20 protein-coding genes, 1 pseudogene and 1 riboswitch are annotated in these 24160 nt (G+C 71.2%); of the genes and pseudogenes, 13 read left to right on the top strand and 8 right to left on the bottom strand.

What is annotated here, in order from left to right:
- Positions 1-76 precede the first annotated feature (76 nt).
- On the top strand, positions 77-496 hold the full coding sequence (locus tag Aco03nite_RS19500) for a GNAT family N-acetyltransferase (RefSeq protein WP_203796805.1): 420 nt from the start codon (positions 77-79) through the stop codon (positions 494-496).
- Between the two features lie 180 nt (positions 497-676).
- On the opposite strand, the gene Aco03nite_RS19495 is transcribed toward Aco03nite_RS19500, so the two are convergent.
- Positions 677-1384, bottom strand: a complete 708-nt coding sequence (locus Aco03nite_RS19495) for a hypothetical protein (protein ID WP_203796804.1) — start codon at positions 1382-1384, stop codon at positions 677-679.
- 123 nt (positions 1385-1507) lie between these two features.
- Here Aco03nite_RS19495 and Aco03nite_RS19490 point away from each other — a divergent pair, with 123 nt between their 5' ends.
- Complete coding sequence (locus tag Aco03nite_RS19490) at positions 1508-3271, top strand: NAD-binding protein (RefSeq protein ID WP_239145283.1); 1764 nt, start codon at positions 1508-1510, stop codon at positions 3269-3271.
- Here Aco03nite_RS19490 and Aco03nite_RS19485 read toward each other — a convergent pair.
- Positions 3248-4471: a DUF4032 domain-containing protein gene (locus Aco03nite_RS19485; RefSeq protein ID WP_203796803.1), complete on the bottom strand. Its 1224-nt coding sequence runs from the start codon at positions 4469-4471 to the stop codon at positions 3248-3250. The genes Aco03nite_RS19490 and Aco03nite_RS19485 overlap by 24 nt on opposite strands.
- Positions 4472-4560: 89 nt before the next feature.
- Here Aco03nite_RS19485 and Aco03nite_RS19480 point away from each other — a divergent pair, with 89 nt between their 5' ends.
- The 3 genes from Aco03nite_RS19480 (at position 4561) to Aco03nite_RS19470 (ending at position 7587) form a co-directional block, all read left to right on the top strand.
- On the top strand, positions 4561-5934 hold the full coding sequence (locus Aco03nite_RS19480) for a trypsin-like serine peptidase (protein WP_203796802.1): 1374 nt from the start codon (positions 4561-4563) through the stop codon (positions 5932-5934).
- A gap of 175 nt (positions 5935-6109) precedes the next feature.
- On the top strand, positions 6110-6802 hold the full coding sequence (locus tag Aco03nite_RS19475) for a phosphatase PAP2 family protein (RefSeq protein ID WP_203796801.1): 693 nt from the start codon (positions 6110-6112) through the stop codon (positions 6800-6802).
- Positions 6803-6834: 32 nt separating this feature from the next.
- Complete coding sequence (locus Aco03nite_RS19470) at positions 6835-7587, top strand: class I SAM-dependent methyltransferase (RefSeq protein WP_203796800.1); 753 nt, start codon at positions 6835-6837, stop codon at positions 7585-7587.
- Here Aco03nite_RS19470 and nagA read toward each other — a convergent pair.
- Genes nagA through Aco03nite_RS19455 form a run of 3 tightly spaced genes read right to left on the bottom strand, consistent with a single transcriptional unit; the run spans position 7555 to position 10501 of the window.
- A complete protein-coding gene (gene nagA, locus Aco03nite_RS19465; RefSeq protein WP_203796799.1) occupies positions 7555-8658 on the bottom strand; it encodes an N-acetylglucosamine-6-phosphate deacetylase in 1104 nt (367 codons plus the stop codon). The genes Aco03nite_RS19470 and nagA overlap by 33 nt on opposite strands.
- Positions 8655-9581: an ROK family protein gene (locus Aco03nite_RS19460; RefSeq protein WP_203796798.1), complete on the bottom strand. Its 927-nt coding sequence runs from the start codon at positions 9579-9581 to the stop codon at positions 8655-8657. Before Aco03nite_RS19460 ends, nagA begins: the two co-directional genes overlap by 4 nt.
- The gene (locus tag Aco03nite_RS19455) at positions 9578-10501 is read right to left on the bottom strand and encodes an SIS domain-containing protein (RefSeq protein ID WP_203796797.1); all 924 of its coding nucleotides are present in this window, start codon (positions 10499-10501) and stop codon (positions 9578-9580) included. The genes Aco03nite_RS19460 and Aco03nite_RS19455 overlap by 4 nt, the downstream gene beginning before the upstream one ends.
- A 190-nt stretch (positions 10502-10691) precedes the next feature.
- Between Aco03nite_RS19455 and Aco03nite_RS19450 the strand changes: the two genes are divergently transcribed.
- Together Aco03nite_RS19450 and Aco03nite_RS19445 are read left to right on the top strand one after the other, a co-directional pair.
- The gene (locus Aco03nite_RS19450) at positions 10692-11477 is read left to right on the top strand and encodes a DeoR/GlpR family DNA-binding transcription regulator (RefSeq protein WP_203796796.1); all 786 of its coding nucleotides are present in this window, start codon (positions 10692-10694) and stop codon (positions 11475-11477) included.
- A gap of 40 nt (positions 11478-11517) precedes the next feature.
- Positions 11518-11742: pseudogene (locus Aco03nite_RS19445) on the top strand (DUF3263 domain-containing protein); the annotation flags it as partial.
- Here the strand turns inward: Aco03nite_RS19445 and Aco03nite_RS19440 are convergent.
- Positions 11739-13940, bottom strand: coding sequence for an AAA family ATPase (locus tag Aco03nite_RS19440; RefSeq protein ID WP_203796794.1), 2202 nt, complete (start codon positions 13938-13940; stop codon positions 11739-11741). The pseudogene Aco03nite_RS19445 and the gene Aco03nite_RS19440 sit on opposite strands and share 4 nt — an antisense overlap.
- A gap of 70 nt (positions 13941-14010) precedes the next feature.
- Between Aco03nite_RS19440 and Aco03nite_RS19435 the strand changes: the two genes are divergently transcribed.
- The 5 genes from Aco03nite_RS19435 (at position 14011) to thrC (ending at position 20924) form a co-directional block, all read left to right on the top strand.
- Complete coding sequence (locus Aco03nite_RS19435) at positions 14011-14634, top strand: hypothetical protein (RefSeq protein ID WP_203796793.1); 624 nt, start codon at positions 14011-14013, stop codon at positions 14632-14634.
- A gap of 91 nt (positions 14635-14725) precedes the next feature.
- A complete protein-coding gene (locus Aco03nite_RS19430) occupies positions 14726-17449 on the top strand; it encodes an alpha/beta fold hydrolase (RefSeq protein WP_203796792.1) in 2724 nt (907 codons plus the stop codon).
- On the top strand, positions 17446-18318 hold the full coding sequence (locus Aco03nite_RS19425) for an ABC transporter permease (protein ID WP_203796791.1): 873 nt from the start codon (positions 17446-17448) through the stop codon (positions 18316-18318). The genes Aco03nite_RS19430 and Aco03nite_RS19425 overlap by 4 nt, the downstream gene beginning before the upstream one ends.
- 132 nt (positions 18319-18450) lie before the next feature.
- On the top strand, positions 18451-19359 hold the full coding sequence (locus Aco03nite_RS19420) for a GNAT family N-acetyltransferase (RefSeq protein ID WP_239145282.1): 909 nt from the start codon (positions 18451-18453) through the stop codon (positions 19357-19359).
- 133 nt (positions 19360-19492) lie between these two features.
- Positions 19493-19631: riboswitch (SAM riboswitch) on the top strand.
- A gap of 9 nt (positions 19632-19640) precedes the next feature.
- Positions 19641-20924: a threonine synthase gene (gene thrC / locus Aco03nite_RS19415; RefSeq protein WP_203796790.1), complete on the top strand. Its 1284-nt coding sequence runs from the start codon at positions 19641-19643 to the stop codon at positions 20922-20924.
- Positions 20925-21102: 178 nt separating this feature from the next.
- On the opposite strand, the gene Aco03nite_RS19410 is transcribed toward thrC, so the two are convergent.
- A complete protein-coding gene (locus Aco03nite_RS19410) occupies positions 21103-21585 on the bottom strand; it encodes a hypothetical protein (protein WP_203796789.1) in 483 nt (160 codons plus the stop codon).
- On the bottom strand, positions 21582-22115 hold the full coding sequence (locus tag Aco03nite_RS19405; protein ID WP_203796788.1) for a GNAT family N-acetyltransferase: 534 nt from the start codon (positions 22113-22115) through the stop codon (positions 21582-21584). Before Aco03nite_RS19405 ends, Aco03nite_RS19410 begins: the two co-directional genes overlap by 4 nt.
- Before the next feature lie 409 nt (positions 22116-22524).
- Between Aco03nite_RS19405 and groL the strand changes: the two genes are divergently transcribed.
- On the top strand, positions 22525-24147 hold the full coding sequence (gene groL / locus Aco03nite_RS19400) for a chaperonin GroEL (RefSeq protein WP_203796787.1): 1623 nt from the start codon (positions 22525-22527) through the stop codon (positions 24145-24147).
- Positions 24148-24160: the final 13 nt, after the last annotated feature.

Below are 24160 nucleotides of genomic sequence, written 5' to 3'. Positions count from 1 at the left end.
GGCCCGCCATGCTACCGACCCGGGTGCATTGATCGGTCGGATGATCGACCCCTGGCCGCCTGGCTATCGTGGCGTCATGCGTATCGAACGGGTGACTCTCGCGGCCGAGGTCCATCGGGCGGCGGACCTGTTCGACGCCCCTCCGCGGGAGGCCGCGACCCGGCGTTTCCTCGCCGATCCGACCCATCATCTGCTGCTGGCCTACGACGACGAGGCCCGCCCGGTCGGCATGATCAGCGGGGTGGAGACCACCCATCCGGACAAGGGCACCGAGATGCTGGTCTACGAGCTGGGGGTGGCGCCGGTCGCCCGGCTGCAGGGCATCGGGACGGCTCTGGTGGACGCGCTGGCCGCGATCGCCCGGGAGCGGGGTTGTTACGGCATGTGGGTCGCGACGGAGACCGACAACAAGGCGGCCCAGGCCACCTATCGCCGTGCGGGGGCGACGGAGGAGATGACGTTCACGCTGCTCTCCTGGGATTTAACCGATATCTAGTACGCCGGAGGGGCACCACAGGAGCAGCGGCCACCGCTGTCCGGTCCACGCGAGGTGGGCCGGACTCCGGACCGACCCGCGACCGCCGGGCCGGAGGCGACGGTCACCGGCACCCGGTGCCGAGCGCGAGAGCGCGCGCCGCGTGGACGGCGCCGGCGCGCGCTCTCGCTGGAGTGACGGCTACTTGCTGTCGGTGGGCTCCTCAGCGAGGCGGGGGTCGGTGGCGTCCGAGCCGGCCGACGCGGACGCGGACGCGGCGGGTGCCTTCGTCGCGGTGTCGGTCGCCCCGGCCGAAGCCGCAGCGTCGGTCGCCGTGGCCGAAGCCGAGGCAGCGGGCGCCGACGGGTCGGTGACGACCGCCCCGTCGGTGGCCGGGACGGACGCGGACGCGGATGCGGCCGGCGCCACGGTGTCGGCCGTCGGCTCACCGGCGGCGGCGGCCGTCGGCTCGGTGGACGCCGGCGTCGCCGGTGCCGCCGAGGCGGACGCGGACGGGTCGACGACCACGGCGGTGGACGGGGACGGGTCGACCACCACAGCCGACGCGGACGGGTCGACGACCACGACGGACGGGTCGGTCGCCGCCACCGAGGCGGAGGCCGCGGGAGCCGGGACGGCCGCCGCGTCGTCGTCCTTCGGCTGGCCCTTGGTGGCCTGGGACAACGGCACCGGGGTGCCGCCGCCGGGCATCCCGGCGAATTCGGAACGGACGTCGGCTACCTGACGGGCGAGTTCCGGGGACATCCCGGCGGTCACTCCGGTGGGGGTCAGCCAGCTGATGGCGGGGGTTTCCGGTGCGGATTCGTTCGCCGGGCCGGCCCAGGCGGAAGTTCCCCCGAAGAGGAACAGTCCACTGAGGAGGGCTCCGGCACACCACAACTTGCGCATTGATCTACTCCTGGCCACATCGGACGATGGGTTCGGTCGATTCCCATCAAGTCGGACAAAAGGTGTCAGACGGGGCAACGAGCGCCCCCACGGGCAGGTTCCGGCTGACTACGATTCGTGAACGTGAGTGCCACCCCCGACGAAAAGATCCACAACCGTTCCGAGTCCGATGAGGACACCCGGCCTCACCTGGTGTTGTGCGGCGCCGATGCACTGGTCTTCACCCTCGCCGAAGAGCTGGCCAACTCGCGGCACCGAATCCGCGTCACGGTCATCACCCCGTACCGGATCCGGCCCGATGTCCCTGATCTCTCGTCCCTCGCCGACCGGGGCGTGGTGTGGCGAAAATCGGACCGGCTCGACGAACGCACCTTCCGTGAAGCGGGGCTCGACGGCGCCACCGCACTGGCCCTGGTCATGCCGGACGACGTGGTCAACCTGCACGCCGCTCTCTGTGCCCGCGAGGTCGAGGAGAACCTGCGAGTGGTGGTGCGGATGTTCAACACCGGACTCGGCACCAGCGTGGCCCGGCTCTTCCCGGACTGCGCGGTGCTGTCCGACGCGCAGATGGCGGCGCCGGCCTTCGTGGCGGCGGCCCTGGGCGAGGTCGCGCCGACCCACTTCCGCCTGGCCGGTCGTACGCTGTATGTCGCCCACCGCGAGGACGTTCCACCGAAACTGGTCGTGCTCACCCTGACCGGCGCCGGCGCGGCCGTTCTCCCCGCCGAGCCGGGGCGCGGCGTGGCTCAGCCGTCCGACCTGGTGCTGGCCGAGGCGACCGGGCGGCCACCCGGCGAGGACCTGACCCGGCGCCTGCTCAGCCGGTCCCGGCGCCGGCGCCCGTTCCACGCGATCGGCCGTGCCGTGCGGGCCGCGCTGAGCCGCAAACTCGGCATCGCGGTGCTGATCACGCTGGCCACCACGCTGGTGTCCGGGGTGGTGCTGGCCAAGTACGACGGCGAGGGGCACGGCCTCTGGGAGTCGTTCTACATGACGCTGCTGACCGCGGTCGGCTCGTCCGACGTGGAGGTGGACCGCGATCCGGTCGGCCAGGCCGCCCAGCTGGTGCTGACGATCGCCGGGCTGGCGCTGATCCCGCTGATCACGGCCGCCGTGGTGGACGGCATGGTGAACGCGCGGATCGCCCTCAGCCAGGGCCGGATCGCCGCCGCGCTGAGCGACCACATCGTGCTGGTCGGGCTCGGCAACGTCGGCACGCAGGTGCTGCGCCAGCTCACCGACCTGGGCCTGCGCGTGGTGGCGATCGACCGGGTCGCGGACGCCCGCGGGGTGAAGACCGCTCAGCGGCGCGGCGTTCCGGTGATCATCGGGGACGCCTCCGCGCAGGAGACCCTGCAGGCCGCCTCGATCGACACCTGCCGGGCCCTGGTGGTGCTCTCCACCGACGACCGGGTGAACCTGCAGGCCGCCCTGCAGTCCCGGGCCACCCACGACGACCTGCGGGTGGTGCTGCGGCTCTTCGACGACGACTTCGCCCAGCGGGTCGAGTCGGCCTTCCAGATCAACACGTCCCGTAGCGTGTCCCGGATCTGCGCCCCGATCTTCGCCGCCGCCCTGCTGGAACGCGACGTGCACGCCACCATCCCGGTGGACCGGCACTCGGTGCTGGTGGCCACGGTGACCGTGTCGGCGCTGTCCCCGCTGGACGGCGCCCCGCTGGAACACGCCGACCACCCGGGCGAGGCGCGGGTGATCGGACTGTCGGTGGCCGGTGCGCTCCCCGGGCAGGAGTGGGTCGACTGGGGGCCGGACCGGCGCCGGGTGCTGGCCGAGGGCGACCGGGTCATCGTGGTCGCCCGCCGGGGTGGCCTGCGGGTGCTCGCCGAGCTGGCCAGCCCGCCGCTAGGCCTGGGCCTCGCTGAGTGACTCCGCCTCCACGCCCAGGACGGCCTGCTCGTCCGGCTTGTTGACCAGCACTTCGGTCAGGTAGCCCTGCACCGCCGGGGCCATCCCGACGTCCCGCCCGGCCTTCTCGGAGAGCAGCCACTTGTGCTGGATGATCTGCGAGAAGATCTCCTGCGGCTCCAGCTTGCGCCGCAGGTTGGCCGGGACCGCGCGGACCACCGGCTCGAACACCTCGGTCAGCCAGCGGTGTGCCGCCTGCTGCTCGTCGATGAGGTGGCTCTCGGCCCGGTAGGCGTCCAGGTCGTTGAGCAGCTGACGGGCCTGGTTCTCCTCGGCGTCCAGGCCGGTCAGGCGCATCAGGCGGCGGGTGTGGTACCCGGCGTCGACGACCTTGGGCCGGACCAGGTAACCACCGTCGTGCGAGGTGGACATGGACACCTCGGCGATGTCGAAGCCCATCTCGTTGAGCCGGCGGATCCGCCCCTCGATGTGGTGCCGGGAGTCCCGGGCCACCTCCTGCTCGTAGGTGACCTCGTGCCACAGCCGTTCATAACGCGCCACGATGTCGTCGACGACCGTCTCCGGGTCGATCGACTCGTGCAGCAGCTCGGCGGCCTGCAGGTCCAGGCACTCGCCGAAGATGTTCAGCCGGAGGATCTCGATGTCCTCGCTGCGCTGGCCCTCGGACAGTTTCGGGTAGAGGTTGCCGGTCTCGGCGTCCACCAGATAGGCGGCGAACGCGCCCGCGTCCCGCCGGAACAGCGTGTTCGACAACGAGCAGTCGCCCCAGGAGAAGCCGGTCAGGTGCATCCGCACGATCAGCGCGGCCAGCGCGTCCAGCAGCCGGTTCATCGTGTCCGGGCGCAGCACCCGGGAGAACAGCGCCCGGTAGGGCAGGGAGAACTGGAGGTGCCGGGTGACCAGCACGGTCTCCAGCGGCTCGCCCTCCTTGGTCTGCCGGTCGGTGGCGATGGCGATCGCCTGCACCGCCGGGAAGTCGATCCGCTCCAGGGCGCGGAGCAGGTCGTACTCCTTCTCGGCGATCCGCTCCCGGGTCTCCTTCATCGCGTAGACCACGTCGTTGAGCTTCACGAACCGGACGATGTGCCGGGAGATGCCCTGTGGCAGCGCGACCAGATGATCGGCCGGCCACTCCTCCAGCGGAATGTGCCACGGCAGGTCCAGCAGCGCGGGGTCGATGAGAGCGGAGGTGATGCGCACGTCTCAAGTGTGCCGGTTCGGGCGGCGCGTCGTGCCCGCACGTGGCTCGTTACACAGGTGCGAAACGGCCCACGATGTACGGGAGTGGCATGCGACGCAAGGCAGGTATCGTTTTCGGAGCGTGCGCCGCCCTGGTGCTGGCCGGTTCGGCCGGTGCCCTGGTGGCCGGGAGCAGCGCGGATCCGGCCGGGACCTGGACCGAGGCCGCTGCGGTGGCCCCCACCGCCCCGACTGTCCGGCCCGCTCCGGAGTCCACGATGACCAGCCCGGCTCCGAGTTCATCCCGGATATCCGCCCCGAGTCGTGCTTCCGACTCCGCGGATCGTGTTCTCCGGTCGAGCGCCGCCCCGAAGTCTAAACCTCGTAAAACGGCAAAATCGGACGCCACGCCCGAGCGGCCCCTGGAATCGGCGACCGCGACGCCGTCGAAACGCCAGCGGGTCGGCACGCTGCACCGGGTCGACGAGCTGCTCGGCTACCAGGCCGGCCCGAAGCGCCAGAAGTTCGCCTACCCCGGCGCGTCGTACGTGAAGGTGCACTTCGAACGACTCGACATGCTCCCCGGCGACTACGTGACCGTGTCGAACCCGTCCGGCACCGAGTCGTACCGCTACCAGAACGACGCCGACGGCCGCTGGGCCATGTCGGTCACCGGCGACACCGCGATCGTCGAGGTGCACTGGCAGGACAGCGGTTCCGGCGACACCCTGACGAGTCTCGGCGTCGACATCGACCGGGTGGCCCGGGGCGAGAGCCGCCAGGAGTCGGCGCGGGCCCGGCCGGGGCGCGAGGAGTCGGTCTGCGGCACCGACACCTCGACCGACGCGGTCTGTTACGTGTCGAAGGATCCGGTCGCCTACACCAAGTCGAAGGCCATCGCCCGGCTGCTGATCAACGGCACCGAGCTGTGCACCGGCTGGCGGGTCGGCCCGAAGAACCGCATGATCACCAACAATCACTGCCTGACCAGCTCGGCCGAGGCGTACGACACCGAGGTCTGGTTCAACTACCAGTGCGCCAAGTGCGGTGGCTCCGACGTCTTCAAGCCGACGAAGGTCTGGGGGGACAAGGTGCTGGCCACCGATAAGACCTACGACTACACGCTGTTCAGCGTCAGCGGGTTCGCACAGGTCCAGAAGTTCGGCTACCTCACCCTGGACACCACCCGGCCGAAGCGGGGCCAGGAGCTGTACGTACCCCAGCACCCGTCCGGTGAGCCGGCGAAGATCGCGGGCGGCAAGGGCGAGGCGGCCGGGAACTGCGCGGTCGACAACCCCGACTACACCGGGTACGCGGCCCATTCGGACGTCTCGTACTACTGCGACACCACGGGCGGCTCGTCCGGATCCCCGGTGATCTCCCGCGCCACCCACCGGGTGGTGGCCCTGCACCACTTCGGCGGCTGCCCCAACTCCGGCGTCCGCGGCGATCTGCTGGCGACCCGACTACGCGCGTACCTGTAGGGCCTGTGTGGTGGATCCCGCGGGGCTACGGCGTGGCCCAGCCGGCGCCTGGCGGCATCCGGGTGAAGGACACATACAACACCGGTATGCGACCTTCACCCGGCTGACGCCAGCCACCACCTGGACCTCGCCTCGCACTCGCGGGATCCACCACACAGGCCCTAGCTTGGTAGGGGTGAACGACAAGATCACCCGCAGCTGGTGGCCCGACCTGCTGGCTCTCGCCGCGTTCGCGGCACTGTCCGTGGCGCTGGCCCGCGGGCAGCTGCTGGCCCTGGACCAGCGGGTGGCCGACTGGGCCCTGGCCGACCAGTCGAGCCCGTTCTACTGGACCGCCCGGGTCCTCAACTACCTGGGCCAGGGCGCGCAGGTGCTGATGCCGGTGGCGCTGATCCTGACGTTCCTGCTGTGGCGCCGGACCCGGTCGCTCCGCGCGGTCCTGCCGTTCGTGGCGGCGTTCTTCCTGACCATGGCCACCATCGGCCCGGCGAAGATCTTCTTCGACCGGGCGGCGCCCCGGTTCAAGGGCCCCGACCCGGTGATCATGTTCAACCCGGACGCGGCGGGCGACCTGGCGCGAAGCTACCCGTCCGGCCACGTCGGCAACTCGTTCGTCTGGTACGCGGTGATCGCCCTGCTGCTGGCCGCGGTCCTGAACCGCACTCTCTCACTGCGGGAGAAGTTCCTGGTCCGGGTGCTACCGGTGACGATCGTGCTGATCACCACGGTCTACACCGGCTTCCACTGGCTGACCGACTCGATCGCCGCCCTGTTCCTCGGTTTTGTCCTGGCCCGCCTGTTGGAACGCATCCCGTGGGACCGGATCCCGGTGGACCGGCTGGACCGCCTCCTGACAAAACGCGGTTGACCCGATCCATCGAAGTGGGTCACCGTCCGGGGATGGATGTGAATCGGCGGGCCTGGGAGTCCGCGGGGGAGAAGTACGTCCGGGAGTACGACGAGATCACCGCCGTCGCCGACAACGGGTCGTCGCTGCTCGCACTGGAGCGGGAGCTGCTGCGGGACGTCCTGGCCGCCGCGCCCGAGGTGATCCACTGGCAGAGCGGGAACGCCACCGACGACGTCGCGCTGGTGCGGGCCGGCGCCCGGTCGGTGATCGGCCTGGACTTCAGCGAGACCGCGATCCGGGTGGCCGAGCAGCGGGCCCTGGAGCTCGGGGTGCCGTGCCGCTACGTGCGCACGTCGTTGCCGGGCGCGCCGCTCGCCGACGCCAGCGCCGATCTGGTCTACACCGGCAAGGGCGGCCTGATCTGGATGCCGGACCTGGGGGAGTGGGCCCGCGACATCGCCCGGTTGCTGCGCCCCGGCGGGCATCTTTTCGTGTACGACGAACACCCGGCCGCCCCGCTGTGGAGCTGGGACTCCGACGAGCCGAGGATCCGGCCGGACCGGGACTACTTCGCCGCGGGCCACGTGAACGACTCGTTCCCGGCCGGTGGCGCCGTGCAGGTGCAGCACACGCTGGGTGCGATCGTGACCGCGGTGTCCCGGGCCGGGCTCCGGATCGTGGACCTGACCGAGTACGCGGAGCCGTTCTGGCGGATGGGCGGCGTCACGGCGGCGGCCTGGAACGGGCGCCTGCCGAACGCGTACTCGCTGCTAGCTCGCCTCGACGGGGATGCCGGCGCGTAGCACCGAACGCGGGGTCAGATCGGCGGAGAGGACGACCACGTCGGCCCGGAGACCGGGGGCCAGGGCGCCCAGGGTCTTGTCCAGCCCCAGCAGCCGGGCGGGCGTGGTCGACGCCATCCGGGCCGCGGCGGTCAGCGGCACCCCGGCGGCCACCGCGTTGCGCAGCGCCCCGTCCATGGTCAGGGTGCTGCCGGCGATCGAGCCGTTGACCGCGAGCCGGGCCACCCGATCGGCGACGACCACCTCCTGGCCGCCCAGTTCGTACCGGCCGTCGGGCATGCCGGTGGCGTCCATCGCGTCGGTGACCAGCACGGCGCGGTCCGGCCCGACGTCGGCGACGACGAACTTCACCATGCCCGGGTGCAGGTGGACGTTGTCCGCGATCAGTTCGACGGTGGCGGTGGAGGAGAGCAGGCCGACGACCGGGCCGGGCTCGCGGTGGTGGGTGGGCCGCATGCCGTTGAAGAGGTGGGTGGCGACGGTCGCCCCGGCGGCCACTCCGGCGTGGGTCTGGTCGTACGTCGCGTCGGTGTGCCCGATCGCCGCCAGCACCCCGTGGTCCCGCAGCCGGCCGATGGCGTCGAGGGCCCCCGGCAGCTCCGGCGCGACGGTCATCATCCGGACCACGCCGGCGCCGGCCGTGACCAGCTCGGTGATCTCGTCCATCGACGGATCCCGGAGAAACGAGGGATTCTGCGCCCCGCACCGCACCGCGGACAGGTACGGCCCCTCGAAGTGGATCCCGCCGAGCGTCCCGTCCTCGACCAGTGGCCGGTACGCGTCGACGGCCGACCGCATCAGGGCGAACGGCGAGCTGACCAGGCTGGCCAGGATGGTGGTGGTCCCGTGCCGGCGGTGGAAGGCGGCCGCCGCCCGGGCCGCCGGGGCCGAACCGGTGGTGAACGTGTGCCCGCCGCCGCCGTGACAGTGCAGGTCGACGAAGCCGGGCACGATCACGTCGTCACCCGCGGTGTCGTCCGGCACGATCGCCGCGATCAGGTCGCCGTCGAGATCCAGATGTCCGGTGACGACGGCGTCGGGGGTGACGATCCGGCCGGATACGCGGGTCACGTGGTGCCTTTCAAGGAGTCGAGCGCGAGCAGTGCGGAACCCAGGCAGCCGGCGGCGTCGCCCAGTTCGGCCCGGACGATCTCCGGGACACGGTGGAAGGTGACCCGCTCGGCGAACGCCTTCCGGACCGGGAGCAGCAGGTCGTCGCGGGCCTCGGCGAGCCCGCCACCGAGCACGATCACGCCGGCGTCGTAGAGCGTCTGGGCGGTGAGCAGCCCGTCGGCCAGGGCGTCGACGGCCTCCTGCCAGACCCGGCGGGCCAGGGTGTCGCCGCGGGCGGCCCGGGTGGCCACGTCGAACGCCGTCGCGCCCGGTTCGCTCGCCAGTTCGGCGTACCGCCGCCCGATGGATTTGGCCGAGGCCTCCGCCTCCAGGCAGCCGCGCTGGCCGCAACCGCACAGCCGGCCGCCGAACCGGATCACGATGTGCCCCAGCTCGCCGGCCGCGCCGTGTGCCCCGGGATATCCGGCGCCGTCGACGACCAGGCCACCGGCGATTCCGGTGCCGATGGCCACGAACAGCACGTGCCGCCGTCCCCGCCCGGCGCCCAGCCGGGCCTCGGCCAGCGCGCCGGTGCGCACGTCGTGACCGATGGCGGTGGGCAGACCGAGCCGTGCCACGGCCAGATCCCGCAGCGGTACGTCCCGGAAGCCGATGTTCGCCGACCAGACCGCGACACCGTTCTGTTCGTCGACCACTCCGGGCACCGCGATCCCGGCGGCGACCGGCGTGAACCCGTCCACCTCGGCCCGGTGCGCCAGCGACTCGGCCACCGACAGGATCGTCTGCGTGACCGCCTCCGGCCCGCGGTCGGCGAGCGTCGGGTGACGTTCCTCGTGGTGCACCATGCCGTCCGGGCGGACCAGGGCGCACTTCATCCCGGTGCCGCCCACGTCGAGGGCGACGACTATCGGGTCGCTCACGCGAGGACTACGGAACGGCTGAGGTTGCGTGGGTTGTCCGGGTCGAGCCCCTGGGTGGTGGCCAGGGACAGGGCGACACGCTGCGCCAGGATCAGGTCGGCCATCGGGTCCAGCGGCGCGCGGCCGCTGGTCCAGCGCCCGATCGAGCCGTAGCCGCCGTGGTGCCGGCTGTGCACGAAGGCGGCGCCGGTGCGCTCGACCTCCTCGGCGAGCCCGGCCGGGACGTCACCGAACGCCCACACCGCGCGGCGCGGCCCGGCGATCGCGATCGGCCCGTGCCGGTAGTCCATCGCCGGGTACGACTCGGTCCAGAACCCGGCGGCCTCGCGGCACTTCAGGGCGGCCTCCTCGGCGAGGCCGACGGTCCAGCCCCGGCCGAGGAAGGTGATCTGGTCGACGAGCGACGGGTGCACCGGCAGCGGCAGGCGGATCGCGACCTCGGCATCGGCCGCGGCGGTCTCGATGTCGTGGCCCAGGTGGGCGCGCAGGGTGGCGAGCACGCTGGTGGCGAACCGGGTCTGCACCACCGACTTCTCGTCGGCGAAGTCGAGCACCACGGCGTCGGTGGCCATTTCGGCGGCCGGCTCGGAGCCGGCGGCGGTGAAGACGGTGACCGGGGTGTGCTCGCCGACGGTGCGCATCACGTCGAGGGTCTCGGTGGTGGTGCCGGACCGGGTGATCGCGACCAGCCGGTCGTAGCGCCGCCCGAACGGGAAGTCGGAGGCCTGGAAGGCGTCGGTTTCGCCCTGCCCGGTCTGTTCACGGAGCACGGCGTACGACTTGGCCATGAACCAGGAGGTACCGCAACCGACGACGGCGACCCGTTCCCCGCGGGCCGGTAGCCCCGGCGCCCCGGCTAGTTTCGCCGCCTGCCGCCAGCACTCGGGTTGTGTGGCGATCTCCGCTTTGACATGGCTCATGGCTGTTCCTCACCGGTAGGTGCTGCGCATTAGCGCTCGATTCCCGGGCCTTTCGCGCGTTATTGTGCTCACTACGGCCCTGCCGGGGCAAGGACCAAAGGTCCTTCGCGCAGCAGGAGGCTTTGCTTCCGGGTCTTTCGCGCACTAATGTGCACACACTTATCATGGAACGTGCATCGCGGAGGCTTGGGTGGACCGGTACGCGCGGTGGAATGCCCTGCTTGAGCTACTCACGGAGAGCGGCCGGGTCACGGTCGAGGAGGCCGCTGAGCGTCTCGACGTCTCCCAGGCCACCATTCGCCGCGACTTCGACCAGCTCGCGCAGCAACAGATGATCACCCGGACCCGGGGCGGCGCGGTCGCCAACGGGGTCTCCTACGACCTGCCGCTGCGCTACAAGAGCGCCAAGCACTCCGCCGAGAAACAGCGCATCGGTGAGGCCGCCGCCCGTCTCGTCACGCCCGGCACGGTGGTCGGCCTGAACGGCGGCACCACCATCACCGAGGTGGCCCGCGCCCTCGCGGTCCGCCCGGACCTCAACGCCGGTGGTGAGGGCTCCCAGCTCACCGTCGTCACCAACGCCCTGAACATCGCCAACGAGCTGCTGCTCCGCTCCCGGATGAAGATCGTGGTGGCCGGCGGGGTGGTCCGCCCGCAGTCGTTCGAGGTGGTCGGCCCGCTGGGCGGCGCGCTCCTCAAGGAGGTCACCCTCGACATCGTGCTGCTCGGTGTCGACGCCCTCGACGTGGAGCTGGGCGCGGCCTCGCACCACGAGGGCGAGGCGTCGATGAACAGCCTGATGGTGGCCCGGGCCAAGCGGGTGGTGGTGATCGCCGACTCGTCCAAGCTGGGCGGTCACGCCTTCGCCCGGATCTGCCCGATCAGCAAGGTGGAGACCCTGGTCACCGACTCCGGCGCGCCGGCCGCCACGGTCGCCGCGTTCCGTGAGGCCGGAGTGGACGTCATCACGGCATAATGTGGCCATGCAGCCCGACGAACCGGCGGAGGAACCGCAGCTCACCGAGCGTGAGCTGGAGATCCTCGCCTTCGAGAACCGGTGGTGGAAACACGCCGGCGCGAAGGAGCAGGCCATCCGGGATGCCTTCGGCCTGTCCTCGACGCGCTACTACCAGCTGCTCAACGGCCTGCTCGACAACCCGGCCGCGCTGGCGAAGGACCCGGTGCTGATCGGCCGCTTACGCCGCCTGCGATCGACCCGGGCCCGGACCAGACGGCGTTAGGGCTGATGGGTCTCGGCGTAATTCTGCAGCCAGGCCACCTGCTCCGGGTCGAGTGACGCCCGGACCCGCTTGCGCGCGGTCGCCACGTTCGCCGCGGTGACCGTCGAGGCCTCCAGCGAGTCCCGCATGGCGGCCAGCGCCGACTCCCGGATCAGCGCCGAGCAGTCCGCCGCCGAGAAACCCTCCAGCTCCGCGCCGAGCGCGACCAGGTCGACCGCCTCGTCCAGCGGCACCGCCTTCGACGACGCCCGCAGGATCGCGGTCCGCGCCTCGGCGTCCGGCGGCGGCACGAACACCAGCCGCTCCAGCCGGCCGGGCCGCAGCATCGCCGGGTCGATCAGGTCGGGCCGGTTGGTCGCCCCGATCACCACCACGTTGCGCAGGTCCTCGACCCCGTCCAGCTCGGTCAGCAGCGCCGCCACCACCCGGTCGGTGACCCCGCCGTCGGTGCCCTGGCCACGGGCCGGCGCCAGCGCGTCGATCTCGTCCAGGAAGACCAGGGTCGGCGCCGCCTCCCGGGCCCGGCGGAACAGCTCCCGCACCGCCCGCTCGCTGTCGCCGACCCACTTGCTGAGCAGCTCGGCGCCCTTCACCGACAGCACGTTGGCCTTACCCGTACCGGCGATGGCCTTGACCAGATAGGTCTTTCCGCAGCCGGGCGGGCCGTAGAGCAGCACACCGCGCGGCGGCGACACCCCGAGCCGGGCGAACGTGTCCGGATAGGTCAGCGGCCACAGCACCGACTCGGTGAGCATCTGCTTGACCTCGGCCATGTCCCCGACGTCGTCCAGGGTGACGGCGGCGACCTCCAGGGTGGACTCGGCCATCGACGTCGGCCGGACCACCTCCAGCGCGGCGTGGAAATCGGCCATCGTGACCGTCGGTGAGTCCGAGTCCTTCTGCCGCAGCGCGGCCCGGACACCCGCCTCCCGGGCCAGGGCGCCCAGGTCGGCGGCGACGAACCCGGGAGTACGCCCGGCGACGTCGTCCAGCCGCACGTCCTCGGCCAGCGGCATCCCCCGGGTCAGCACGGTCAGCTGCTCCCGGCGCATCGCCGCGTCCGGCAACGGCACGGTCAGCTGCACCGCCAGCAGGTCGGGGTCGCGCAGCACCGGGTCGACCGACTCGGGTTTGCTGGTGGTGCAGACGACAGCCGTCCCGGAGGCCAGCGTCTCGGCCAGCACCTGCCGGAACACCGTGGAGATCGGCCCCGGTTCCTCGCGGGGCGCCAGCGCCTCGACGTCCGAGATGAGCAGCACGGCCGGTTTCTCCGCGCGCACGGCCGAGGAGATCTCGCGCAACCGCGCGGCCGCCGCGCTGTTGGTGAGAGCCGCCAGCTCCGGCGCCCAGACCGGCCGCACCGTCGCGCCGACCGACGCGCCCACCGCGCGGACCAGCGCCGACTTCCCGGACCCGGAGGGGCCGGAGATCAGCACCCCGAGCGTCACCCGGGTGCCCAGCCGGGCCAGCACCTCACCGTGGTGGAAGCCGAGATCGAGCAGCTCCTCCAGCTCCTTGGCCTGGGACCGGAGACCGGGCAGGTCGTCCAGGCTGGGCGGCGGCACCTCGGGGTCGGTGGAGGCGGGCGCCCCGGACGTGGCCGGCAGCGTGGTGACCGGCGCCTGCGCGACCGGCCCGTCCTGCCAGGCCACCACGGTGTCCATGGTCACCAGCGCGGCCTGGGAATCAGTTTCGGTCACCGTCAGCAGGGTGCTGGTCCACGCGTACCCCACCCGGTTGGCCAGGCTCTTGCGGGCCGCCTCGACCAGCGGTCGGTTCCCGGCGGCGGGCAGCACGTCCTGCGGCAGCAGCGAGACGTCGTCCCCGGTGCTGACCACCTTGCCGAGCAGGGCCAGCCGCAGCATCTCCGGGGAGACCACCGCGACCACCTCGGGCGGGCCGGTCAGCGTCACCCGTTTCGCCGCCACCACCGGGATCGGGGTGACCGTGACCTGGCCACCGTCCCGCATCCCGAGGTTGCCGAGGGTGAGGTCGTCGGCGTAGAGCAGCCCCCGCCCGGCGGTCGTCTCGGCCCGCGCCACGATGCCGGCGGTGATCCGGTTCCCGGCCAGCCGCACCGGATCACCGGGCCGCAGGGCGAGAGCTGAGATCACCTCCGGATGCAGCCGTACGATCCCGCGTCGCGCGTCGAGCGCAGCGGGTCGCAGGGTGACGGTCAGCGTGAGATCATCAGCCACCGTGCATGCCTCCGATGTGTTCGTCTGGGGCCTGGCTCGTCAACGCTAACCGCCCGGGGGTAATCCGTTCATGAGGCTCCGCCACCTAGTCGTCCCGTCGATCGCTCTGGCACTGCTCGCCGGATGCACCGACGACCCACCGGCCACTCCGGCCGCGGGCGCGAGCACACCCGTGATCGAGTCGTCCGAGGTGGTGGTGACCCCGGACGTCTCGCTGGACGTGCCCGGTGGCGACCCCGCCTCGCTCCCGCCCCGCCCCGAGCCCGGCGAGGGCGGCCGGATCCAGCTGAGCCCCGCCGGTCTCGGCCCCTACCAGGTCGGCGAGGCACAGACCGAGCTGGTCGCCGACGAGATCGTCACCGGCCCGGTGGCCGCGAACGGCTGCGCCACCGGCAGCGTCTTCTTCGGCGAGCCGAAGATCCGGTTCGTCGGCGGCACGGTGGCCGAGGTCCGGACCACCGCCGCCACCGCGAGCACCGCGGAGGGGGTGGCGATCGGCGCCGACCAGGCCGCGGTGCAGGCCGCCTATCCGGCCGGCAAGGCGGTGACCGGCGCGGCCGGCGTCACCGGCTGGCAGGTGGTGGAGGAGACCAACACTCTGCTGGTGGAGATCACCGCTGGAAAGGTGACCGCCCTCACCGCGGGTGTGGCCACCACCGTCGAGCAGAACTTCACCGCCGGTCAGGCTTGCTGAGACCGCTGGTCAGGCCTGCTGAGCCGGTCGGCCGGACCGGCTGAGAGGTTTCACAGGCACCGCTCAGCCGCTTCCGGCTAGCGTGTGCGCCATGTCTGCCCTGTCCGCCGGTTTACGCCGTGCGTTACCCCGGCTCAACCGGCGCCGGGTCATTCCCGCGGCGGCCGCCCTCGCGGTGCTGGCCGCCGCGGCCGTCTGGGCCGTCCGTCCCGCCGCCGACGCCTGGACCAGCGAGGATCTGCGGCTGGCCGGCGACGGCGTGGAGCTGGACGCCCGCTTCTACCTGCCCGCCGACCGCGACGGGAAGGTGCCCGCGGTCCTGGTGGCGCACGGTTTCGGTGGCACCAAGGACTCGGTCCGCTCGGACGCCGAGTCGCTGGCCGAGCAGGGTTACGCGGTCCTGACCTACACCGCCCGCGGTTTCGGCCGCAGCACCGGGCAGATCCACCTGGACAGCCCGGACCACGAGGTCAAGGACGCGTCTCTGCTGCTCGACTGGCTGGCGACCCGGCCCGAGGTGACCACCGACGCCGCCGGCGACCCGAGGGTCGCCGTGGTCGGCGGCTCCTACGGCGGCGCCCTGGCCCTGCTGCTGGCCGGCCAGGACCAGCGGGTCGACGCGATCGTGCCGCAGATCACCTGGAACGACCTGGGCCAGTCCCTGGTCCCCGGCGGGGTCTTCAAGAAGAGCTGGGCCGGTTACTTCTTCGGCAACGGCGCCGCCACCCTGACCCTGGGCGGCAGCGGCCGGGGCCAGGAGCAGGGCGATCCGGCATGCGGCCGGTTCGCCGAGGACGTCTGCAAGGCCTACCTGCAGATGGCCACCACCGGCGTGCCGGACGAGACCACCACCGCGCTGCTGCGGGAGTCCAGCCCGGCCACCGTGCTCGACAAGATCAAGGCGCCGACGCTGCTGATCCAGGGCGCGGTCGACAGCCTCTTCCCGCTCTCCGAGGCGGACGCCAACGCCAAGGGCATCGCCGCGGCCGGCACCCCGGTCAAGGTCGCCTGGTTCACCGGCGGCCACGACGGCGGCGAGGGCCCGGGCACCGACTCGGACCGGGTGAAGTACCTCACGCTGCAGTGGCTGGAGCACTACCTCAAGGGCGAGGGCGAGACGCCTGGTGACGCGTTCACCTGGTCCCGGGTGGCCGGTTTCAGCGCGATGGACCGGGATCTGGTCACCAACGGCTACTCGGCCGACGCGTACCCGGGCATCTCCGGCACCGGCACCACCGACGTCACCCTGACCGGGGCGGCGCAGCCGATCGCCAACCCGCCGAACGGGAACCCGGGCGCCATCTCCTCGCTGCCCGGCATCGGCGGCCGGCTCAGTTCGCTGCTCAGCGGCGGTGTCGCGATGGACATCCCGGGTCAGCACGCGAACTGGGAGTCCGCCCCGCTGACCGGCTCGATCGACGTGGCCGGCGCCCCGACGGTGTCGCTGCGGGCCGCGTCGCCGACCGGTGAGGCGACCCTCTTCGTCAAGCTCTACGACGTCGACCCGAACGGCACGTCCACGCTCAGCGCCGGTCTGGTGGCGCCGATCCGGCTCACCGGCCTGCCCGCCGACGTCACCCAGGCCCAGCCGGTCACCGTGACGCTGCCGGCGATCGTCCGGGAGATCGAGGCCGGCCACACCGTCCGGATCACCGTCGCCACCTCCGACCAGGCCTTCCTCAGCCCGGCCACGCCCGCGGTCTACACCGTGGCGGTGGAGTCCACGCTCACCCTGCCGACCCTGGCCGGCACCCCGATCGCCGATCCCGGCAGTGTCTGGTGGTACGCCCTGGCCGGTGTCCTCGGGGTGATCGTTCTCGGTCTGATCGTGCTGCTGCTGATCCGCCGGGTGCTGCACCGCCGCCGGGACGTGACGGTCGTCGGCGAGCACGCCGACACCCCGCTGGTGGTCAAGGGGCTGCGCAAGGCGTACGGCGACGGGTTCGTGGCGGTCCAGGAGATCAGCTTCACCGTCCAGCGCGGCCAGGTCGTCGGCCTGCTCGGCCCGAACGGCGCCGGCAAGACCACCACCCTGCGGGTGCTGATGGGCCTGACCCAGCCGACCGCCGGCGAGATCTACGTCTTCGGCCACCGCCTGGTCTCCGGCGCCCCGATCCTGTCCCGGGTCGGCGCGCTGGTCGAGGGCCCCGGCTTCCTGCCGCACCTGAGCGGCTACGAGAACCTGAAGGCGTACTGGCTGGCCACCGGCCGGCCGTGGGAGGACGCCCGGTTCGAAGAGGCCCTGGAGATCGCCGGTCTGGGCGAGTCGGTGCACCGCAAGACCCGCAAGTACAGCCACGGCATGCGGCAGCGCCTGGCCATCGCCCAGGCCATGCTCGGCCTGCCCGAGCTGCTGGTGCTCGACGAGCCGACCGACGGTCTCGACCCGCCGCAGATCGCCGAGATGCGCCGGGTGCTGCAGCGGTACGCCACCGACGGCCGGGCGGTGCTGGTCTCCAGCCACCTGCTCGCCGAGGTGGAGCAGACCTGTACCCACGCGGTCGTGGTCAACAAGGGCCGGATCGTGGCGTCCGGCCCGGTCAACGACATCGTCGGCGACTCGCCGTCGGTGCAGCTGGACGTCTCCGACGTGCCGGCCGCCACCCGGGTCCTGGAGGAGCTGGGCGTGAAATCGGTGCAGACCGAGGGCGAGTCCAGCCTGATCGTGGACATGAACGGCACGGCCCGCTCCGAGGTGGTCGCGTCGCTGGTCACCGCCGGGATCGGCGTGGACCGTCTGGTGCCCCGCCGGCGCCTGGAGGACGCGTTCCTGTCCCTGGTCGGCGACAACTCCCGAGGAAGTGGGGACCGATGAGCACCGTGGAAGCGGCCGCCGGCTACAAGGCCTCGCGCACGCTGCCGATCTGGGCCGAGGTGCGCCGCCAGGCGTCCCGCCGCCGCACCCAGCTCGCCCTCGGATTCATGGCGTTGCTGCCGGTGATCGTGCTGCTCGCCTTCGAGTTCGGTGGCGGCCGCCGGGACGACGACAACGACGGCGGTGGTGGCGGCGCGTTCAGCAGCATGGCCGACCTGGCCACCTCCGGCGGGTTGAACTTCGCGCTCTTCGGCCTGGCCGTCTCGGCGAGCTTCCTGCTGGTCGTGGTGGTCGCGCTGTTCTTCGGCGACACGGTGGCCAGCGAGGCGAGCTGGGGCAGCCTGCGCTACCTGCTGGCGGTCCCGGTGCCGCGGGCCCGGCTGCTCGGCGTCAAGCTGATCGTGGCCGCCGGGTACTCGGTGCTGGCCCTGCTCACGCTGGTCGGCACCGGCCTGCTGATCGGCACGCTGCGTTACGGCTGGTCCCCGCTCGGCAGCACCATCGCCGCCGAGATCCCGGCCGGCGAGGGTGTGCTGCGACTGCTCGGCATCACCGCGTACCTGGGGACGACCCTGCTGGTGGTGGCCGGTCTGGCGTTCCTGCTGTCGGTGCTGACCGACGCAGCGCTGGGCGCGGTCGGCGGCGCCGTCCTGCTCTTCATCATGTCGAGCATCCTCGACCAGATCGATGCGCTCGGTGACATTCGCAGCGCTCTGCCGACGCACTACGCGGACGCCTGGATGGGTCTGCTCTCCACGCCGGTGCAGACCGAGGACATGGCGAAGGGCGCGATCTCCGCGGTCATCTACGCGACGATCTTCTGGGGGGCGGCCTTCTACCGGTTCACCCGCAAGGACGTCACTTCTTGATTTTGTACGAGTAGGAACAGTCGCCTGACTACGGCGGCAGGCGCAGGCGGTCCGCCGGACCGTCCCCTGCCGCCGGGTCATGCATATGGATATCGGTTGACGGTCCCGCCATCGGCCGATGACATGGTCGGCGTGACGGCTTTCCGGATTCGCCCCGCCCGCCCCGACGATGCCGCGGCTCTGGTCGCCCTGCGCGCTGTCGTCTACCCCTTCCTGGTGCGTGGCGAGGAGTCGATGCGCCGGCTGATCGCCGAGCCGGCGCCGGGCGAGGACTGGGCGGGTTACGCCGCCGAGGTGGACGGCCGGATGGTCGGCTGGGTGGCCGCGCTCCGGGATCCGCGCGCCGAGGACCGGGATTTCGGGCAGATCTCCCAGTGCCATGTCGACCCGGCCCACCGCGGCCGCGGCATCGGTACCGCTCTGCTCACCGAGGCCACCTCCTACCTGCGCTCGATCGGGGTGTCCCGGGCCGCCGCGCGGATCTCACCGGAGGCGGTCGGGTTCGCCGAGCGGCGCGGTTTCCGGGCCTCGTCGCGGGTGATGCGGTTCTCGGCCCGTGACCTGAGTCTGCCGCCCTGCGGGGTGCCCCCGCGGCAGCCCGGAATCAAGCTGTGCTCGGTGCGGGACGTGCCGGAGGCGGCGCTCTACCAGGCTGAGTTGGAGGCGACCGGGGACGTGCCGGAGGAGGTGCCGTCCGGGCCGTCGTCGTACGAGACGTGGTGTCACGAGATCCGTGACGAGCCCGGACTGGACCGGGATTCCAGCACGGTGGCGCTGGCCGGTTCCCGGGTGGTGGCGTTCACCCTGCTGATGCGGGACGGCGAGCGGGGCTGGTCGGACATGACGGCCACCGTCCCGGACCATCGCGGGCGGGGGCTGGCCTACATGGTCAAGGTGGCCACGCTGCGCCGGGCGGCACGGTCCGGGATGCGGATCGCCTACGCGAGCAATGCCGGGGAGAACGCGCCGATGCTGGCCGTGAACACGCGCCTCGGATATCAGCCGGTCGCGACCCAGATCTCCTGCGTCGCTGTGCTCTGAACGTACGAAATAAGGGATTTTTGGAGTATCTTCCCGGGTCGAAGCGTCACTCTCGGAAGGAGGTCGCTCACACCTCGGGAAGACCGTATGGAGATCGCCGAATCTCGTCGTAAGGTGTGGGAAACAACTGAATACCTCATCCAGAGGGGCAGAGGGATACGGCCCGACGAAGCCCCGGCAACCACCGCTAGCTGTGCTCGATGACGAGCAGCGACGTGGCAGGTGCTAATTCCGTCCCCGTTTCGGCAGGTCGCCGCGGGGAAAGATGAGAGGAAACTCTGATGACGTCTGTAGTTGACGCACCCTCGAACACCTCCACCTCCCCCGCGCGCGGTCTGATCTGCCGTGCCTGCGGCGCCGAGTACCCGCTGGCCGCGCAGCACGCCTGTTACGAGTGTTTCGGCCCGCTCGAGGTCGCTTACGACGAGGCGGCGCTCGCGCGGGTGACCCGGGCCCAGATCGAGGCGGGCCCGCAGAACATCTGGCGTTATGCCGCCCTGCTCCCGGCCGGGCAGAACCCGGACACCCGGGTGACGCTGAACCCGGGGATGACCCCGCTGGTGCCGGCTCCGGCCCTGGCCGCGGCGGTCGGCATCGAGGCGCCGTTGTTCATCAAGGACGACTCGCAGAACCCGACCCACTCGTTCAAGGACCGGGTCGTCTCGGTGGCCCTGACCGCCGCCAAGGAGCTGGGCTTCAACCGGTTCTCCTGCGCCTCCACCGGCAACCTGGCCAACTCGGTCGCCGCCCACGCGGCCCGTGCCGGGGTGCCGAGCATCGTCTTCATCCCCTCCGACCTGGAGCAGGGCAAGATCATCACCACCGCGGTGTACGGCGGGGAACTGGTCGCCATCGAGGGCTCCTACGACGACGTGAACCGTCTGTGCAGCGAGCTGGTGGAGACCGACGAGTTCGAGGACACCGCGTTCGTGAACGTGAACGTGCGGCCGTTCTACGCCGAGGGCTCCAAGACGCTCGGCTACGAGGTGGCCGAGCAGCTCGGCTGGCGCATCCCGGCCCAGGTGGTCATCCCGATGGCCTCCGGCGAGCTGCTCACCAAGGTGGACAAGGCGTTCAGCGAGCTGGTCGAGATCGGACTCGCCGAGGCCCCCGAGGGCGGCTGGACCGTCTTCGGCGCCCAGTCCGAGGGCTGCAACCCGATCGCGGTCGCGCTGCACGCCGACACCGACGTGATCACCCCGGTCAAGCCGACGGGCATCGCCAAGTCGCTGAACATCGGTGACCCGGCCGCCGGGCCGTACGCGATCGAGGCCGTCAAGCGCACCGGCGGCTGGATGGACTACGCCAACGACGACGAGATCCGCGAGGGCATCCGGCTGCTGGCCGAGACCACCGGCGTCTTCGCCGAGACCGCCGGCGGCACCACCGTCGCGGTGCTCAAGAAGCTGGTGGCGGCCGGCAAGCTCGACCCGACCAAGGAGACGGTCGTCTACAACACCGGCGAGGGCCTGAAAACCCTCGACGCGGTGGCCGGCCAGGTTGGACCGACACACACGATCAAGCCGTCACTGAAAGGCGCGCGCGAGGCTGGCCTGCTCGGATAGCAGAAAGTAACCGGCGAACCGTCGGTTGGTGAAGATTCCCTCCTCCGAGGACTTGCACTCCGATCTCCGGATCGGCAGGATGCTCTCTGCGGGAGGATGCGACGCCGTACGAGGCCCCTCACCTGGACATTGGCGACAATCTCCGAGGGATCCAACGATCCAGCGCTGACCCACTTGGCTACGTGCCCGGAGGCGCTGTGCGTCCTTCCTCCCGACCAAAGAGCTTGTGCGCCCACGGCCGAAGTGGCAGTTCGAGTGGGTATGCCCCGTCGGCGAGCCCCGCGTTCTTCTCGAACCAGTTGCGCACGCCGTACGACGTGGTCAGGGTGTAGGACCAGCCGCACGCGAGCCAGTAGGCGGGCCAGAAGAGCGGGCCGAGGAATGCGTACTGACCGGCGTGCCGGCACTCGTGGGTGAAGAGCCGGACCCGCCGGTCGTCACTCTCGTCGAGCAGCCACTCCGCGGACCGCTTCGTGATGATCACCGAGCCGACCGTGAAGCACGTCCCGGCGGGGAAGCGGAACCGGTAGTTCTCGGCGATCAGCACCCCGTGCCGCCCGCGCCGGATCCGGGTGCCGGTGGCCGTCGCGACCAGCAGCCCGGCCAGGGTGGTCCCGTTCACCGCGGTCAGCGCGGTCCGGGTGCGATGCCAGGCTTTCACACCCGCCTGCGCATCTGCAGCTCGCTCATCACCGGCACGGTCGGATGCGGCAGGCGGACCCCGGTGTCCTCGAAACCCAATTTCTGGTACGCCCGGACCGCCCGGTCGTTGCCGCAGACCACCTCGAGCATCAGCTGGTCCCGCCCGGCCGCCGCGGACCAGTCGGCGACCGCCTCGATCAGCTGGCCGAGCACCTTGCCGCCGCGGTGGGCCGGGGTCAGGTAGACCGCGTAGATGATCGTGCAGCCCGGCTCCTCGGGCAGCACGGTCCCGCCGGCGTGCCCGATCAGTGGCCCTCCCGGCCCTTTTCCGCCCGGCCCGGCTCCTCCCGGGTCGGCGATGAACTGGGCCGTGCCGAAACCCTCCGCCGACTCCCGGATCCGCTGCCGGTAGCTCTCGTGCGGCCGGGCCACCGCCTGGGCCAGCGTCTCCAGGAAGGCGAGGGGACTGTCCGCCAGCATCTCCAGCCGCAGTGCCCGCATCCGCCCGGCGTCCTCGGGTCGCACCCGGCGCACGGTCCAGTTCTCCATGCGTCATCACTACCGCCGTGGTGTGGCCGTCGGCAACCTGAATGTCTTCACAGCCGCGCCACCGGCCGGGCCGCTCCACCCGCGCTGACCTGCACTTGAAGATCATTGAGGGAAATCCGGGCCGCCTCCGGGCGTTTCGGGGGAGGATGGGGTTTCTTGCACTCGCCATCGGAGAGTGCTAAACAAGTGATTGGCACTCGCGGCTCGTGAGTGCCAGCAGGTCGGGACGGTGGGGTTCCGGTCACGGTGCTGCCATCGGCATCGGGGCACGGAGCCGGTCGTCGCGGGCTATCCGGCTCGGCCTGAGGACGTCACATCGCCAGGTGGTGACGTCCACAGACTTCCTCAACGTGCGGAGAGCGGGGCCGACCAGGCCCGGCACCGCGGATGTCCGGGAGGACAACGCCGTATGGCCAAGATCATCGCATTCGACGAGGAGGCTCGTCGGGGCCTCGAGCGCGGCATGAACCAGCTTGCCGACGCGGTCAAGGTGACGCTCGGCCCGAAGGGCCGCAACGTCGTTCTCGAGAAGAAGTGGGGCGCCCCCACGATCACCAACGATGGTGTGTCCATCGCCAAGGAGATCGAGCTCGAGGACACCTTCGAGAAGATCGGCGCCGAGCTGGTCAAGGAGGTCGCGAAGAAGACCGACGACGTCGCCGGTGACGGCACGACGACCGCGACCGTGCTCGCCCAGGCCCTGGTCCGTGAGGGCCTGCGCAACGTGGCCGCCGGCGCCAACCCGCTCGGCCTGAAGCGGGGCATCGAGGCCGCCGTCGCCAGCGTCTCCGAGGGTCTCTCGCAGATCGCGAAGGACGTGGAGACCAAGGAGCAGATCGCCTCCACCGCCTCCATCTCCGCCGGTGACTCCACGGTCGGCGAGATCATCGCCGAGGCCATGGACAAGGTCGGCAAGGAAGGCGTCATCACCGTCGAGGAGAGCAACACCTTCGGGCTCGAGCTGGAGCTCACCGAGGGCATGCGCTTCGACAAGGGCTACATCTCGGCGTACTTCATGACCGACGCCGAGCGCATGGAGGCCGTCTTCGACGACCCCTACATCCTCATCGCGAACAGCAAGATCTCCGCGGTCAAGGACCTGCTCCCGGTCCTCGAGAAGGTCATGCAGTCCGGCAAGCCGCTGGTCATCATCGCCGAGGACGTCGAGGGCGAGGCCCTGGCCACCCTGGTCGTCAACAAGGTCCGTGGCACCTTCAAGTCGGTCGCCGTCAAGGCCCCCGGCTTCGGTGACCGCCGCAAGGCCATGCTGGAGGACATCGCCATCCTGACCGGTGGCGCCGTCATCAGCGAAGAGGTCGGCCTCAAGCTCGACGCCGCCGACATCTCCCTGCTGGGTTCGGCCCGCAAGATCGTCATCACCAAGGACGAGACCACCGTCGTCGACGGTGCGGGCAACAGCGAGCAGATCCAGGGCCGGGTCAACCAGATCCGCGCCGAGATCGAGCGCTCGGACTCCGACTACGACCGTGAGAAGCTGCAGGAGCGTCTGGCCAAGCTGGCCGGCGGCGTTGCGGTCATCAAGGTCGGCGCGGCCACCGAGGTCGAGCTGAAGGAGCGCAAGCACCGCATCGAGGACGCCGTTCGCAACGCGAAGGCGGCCGTCGAGGAGGGCATCGTCCCCGGCGGTGGCGTGGCGCTGGTTCAGGCCGGCAAGACCGCGTTCGACAAGCTGGACCTGTCCGGCGACGAGGCCACCGGCGCGAACATCGTCAAGGTCGCGCTCGACGCCCCGCTCCGCCAGATCGCCGTCAACGCCGGCCTCGAGGGCGGCGTCGTGGTCGAGAAGGTGCGCAACCTCGAGGCGGGTCACGGCCTGAACGCCGCGACCGGCGAGTACGTGGACCTTCTGGCCGCGGGCATCATCGACCCGGCCAAGGTCACCCGCTCGGCGCTGCAGAACGCCGCGTCGATCGCCGCGCTGTTCCTCACCACCGAGGCCGTCGTGGCCGACAAGCCCGAGAAGAACCCGGCCCCGGCCGGCGCCCCGGGCGGCGGTGACATGGACTTCTGAGTCCAGTCTTGAA

The organism is Actinoplanes couchii, from assembly GCF_016862075.1.
Classification (GTDB): Bacteria; Actinomycetota; Actinomycetes; order Mycobacteriales; family Micromonosporaceae; genus Actinoplanes; species Actinoplanes couchii.
Note: the sequence above shows the minus strand (reverse complement) of the source record. Positions and strands in the feature narration are given on the sequence as shown.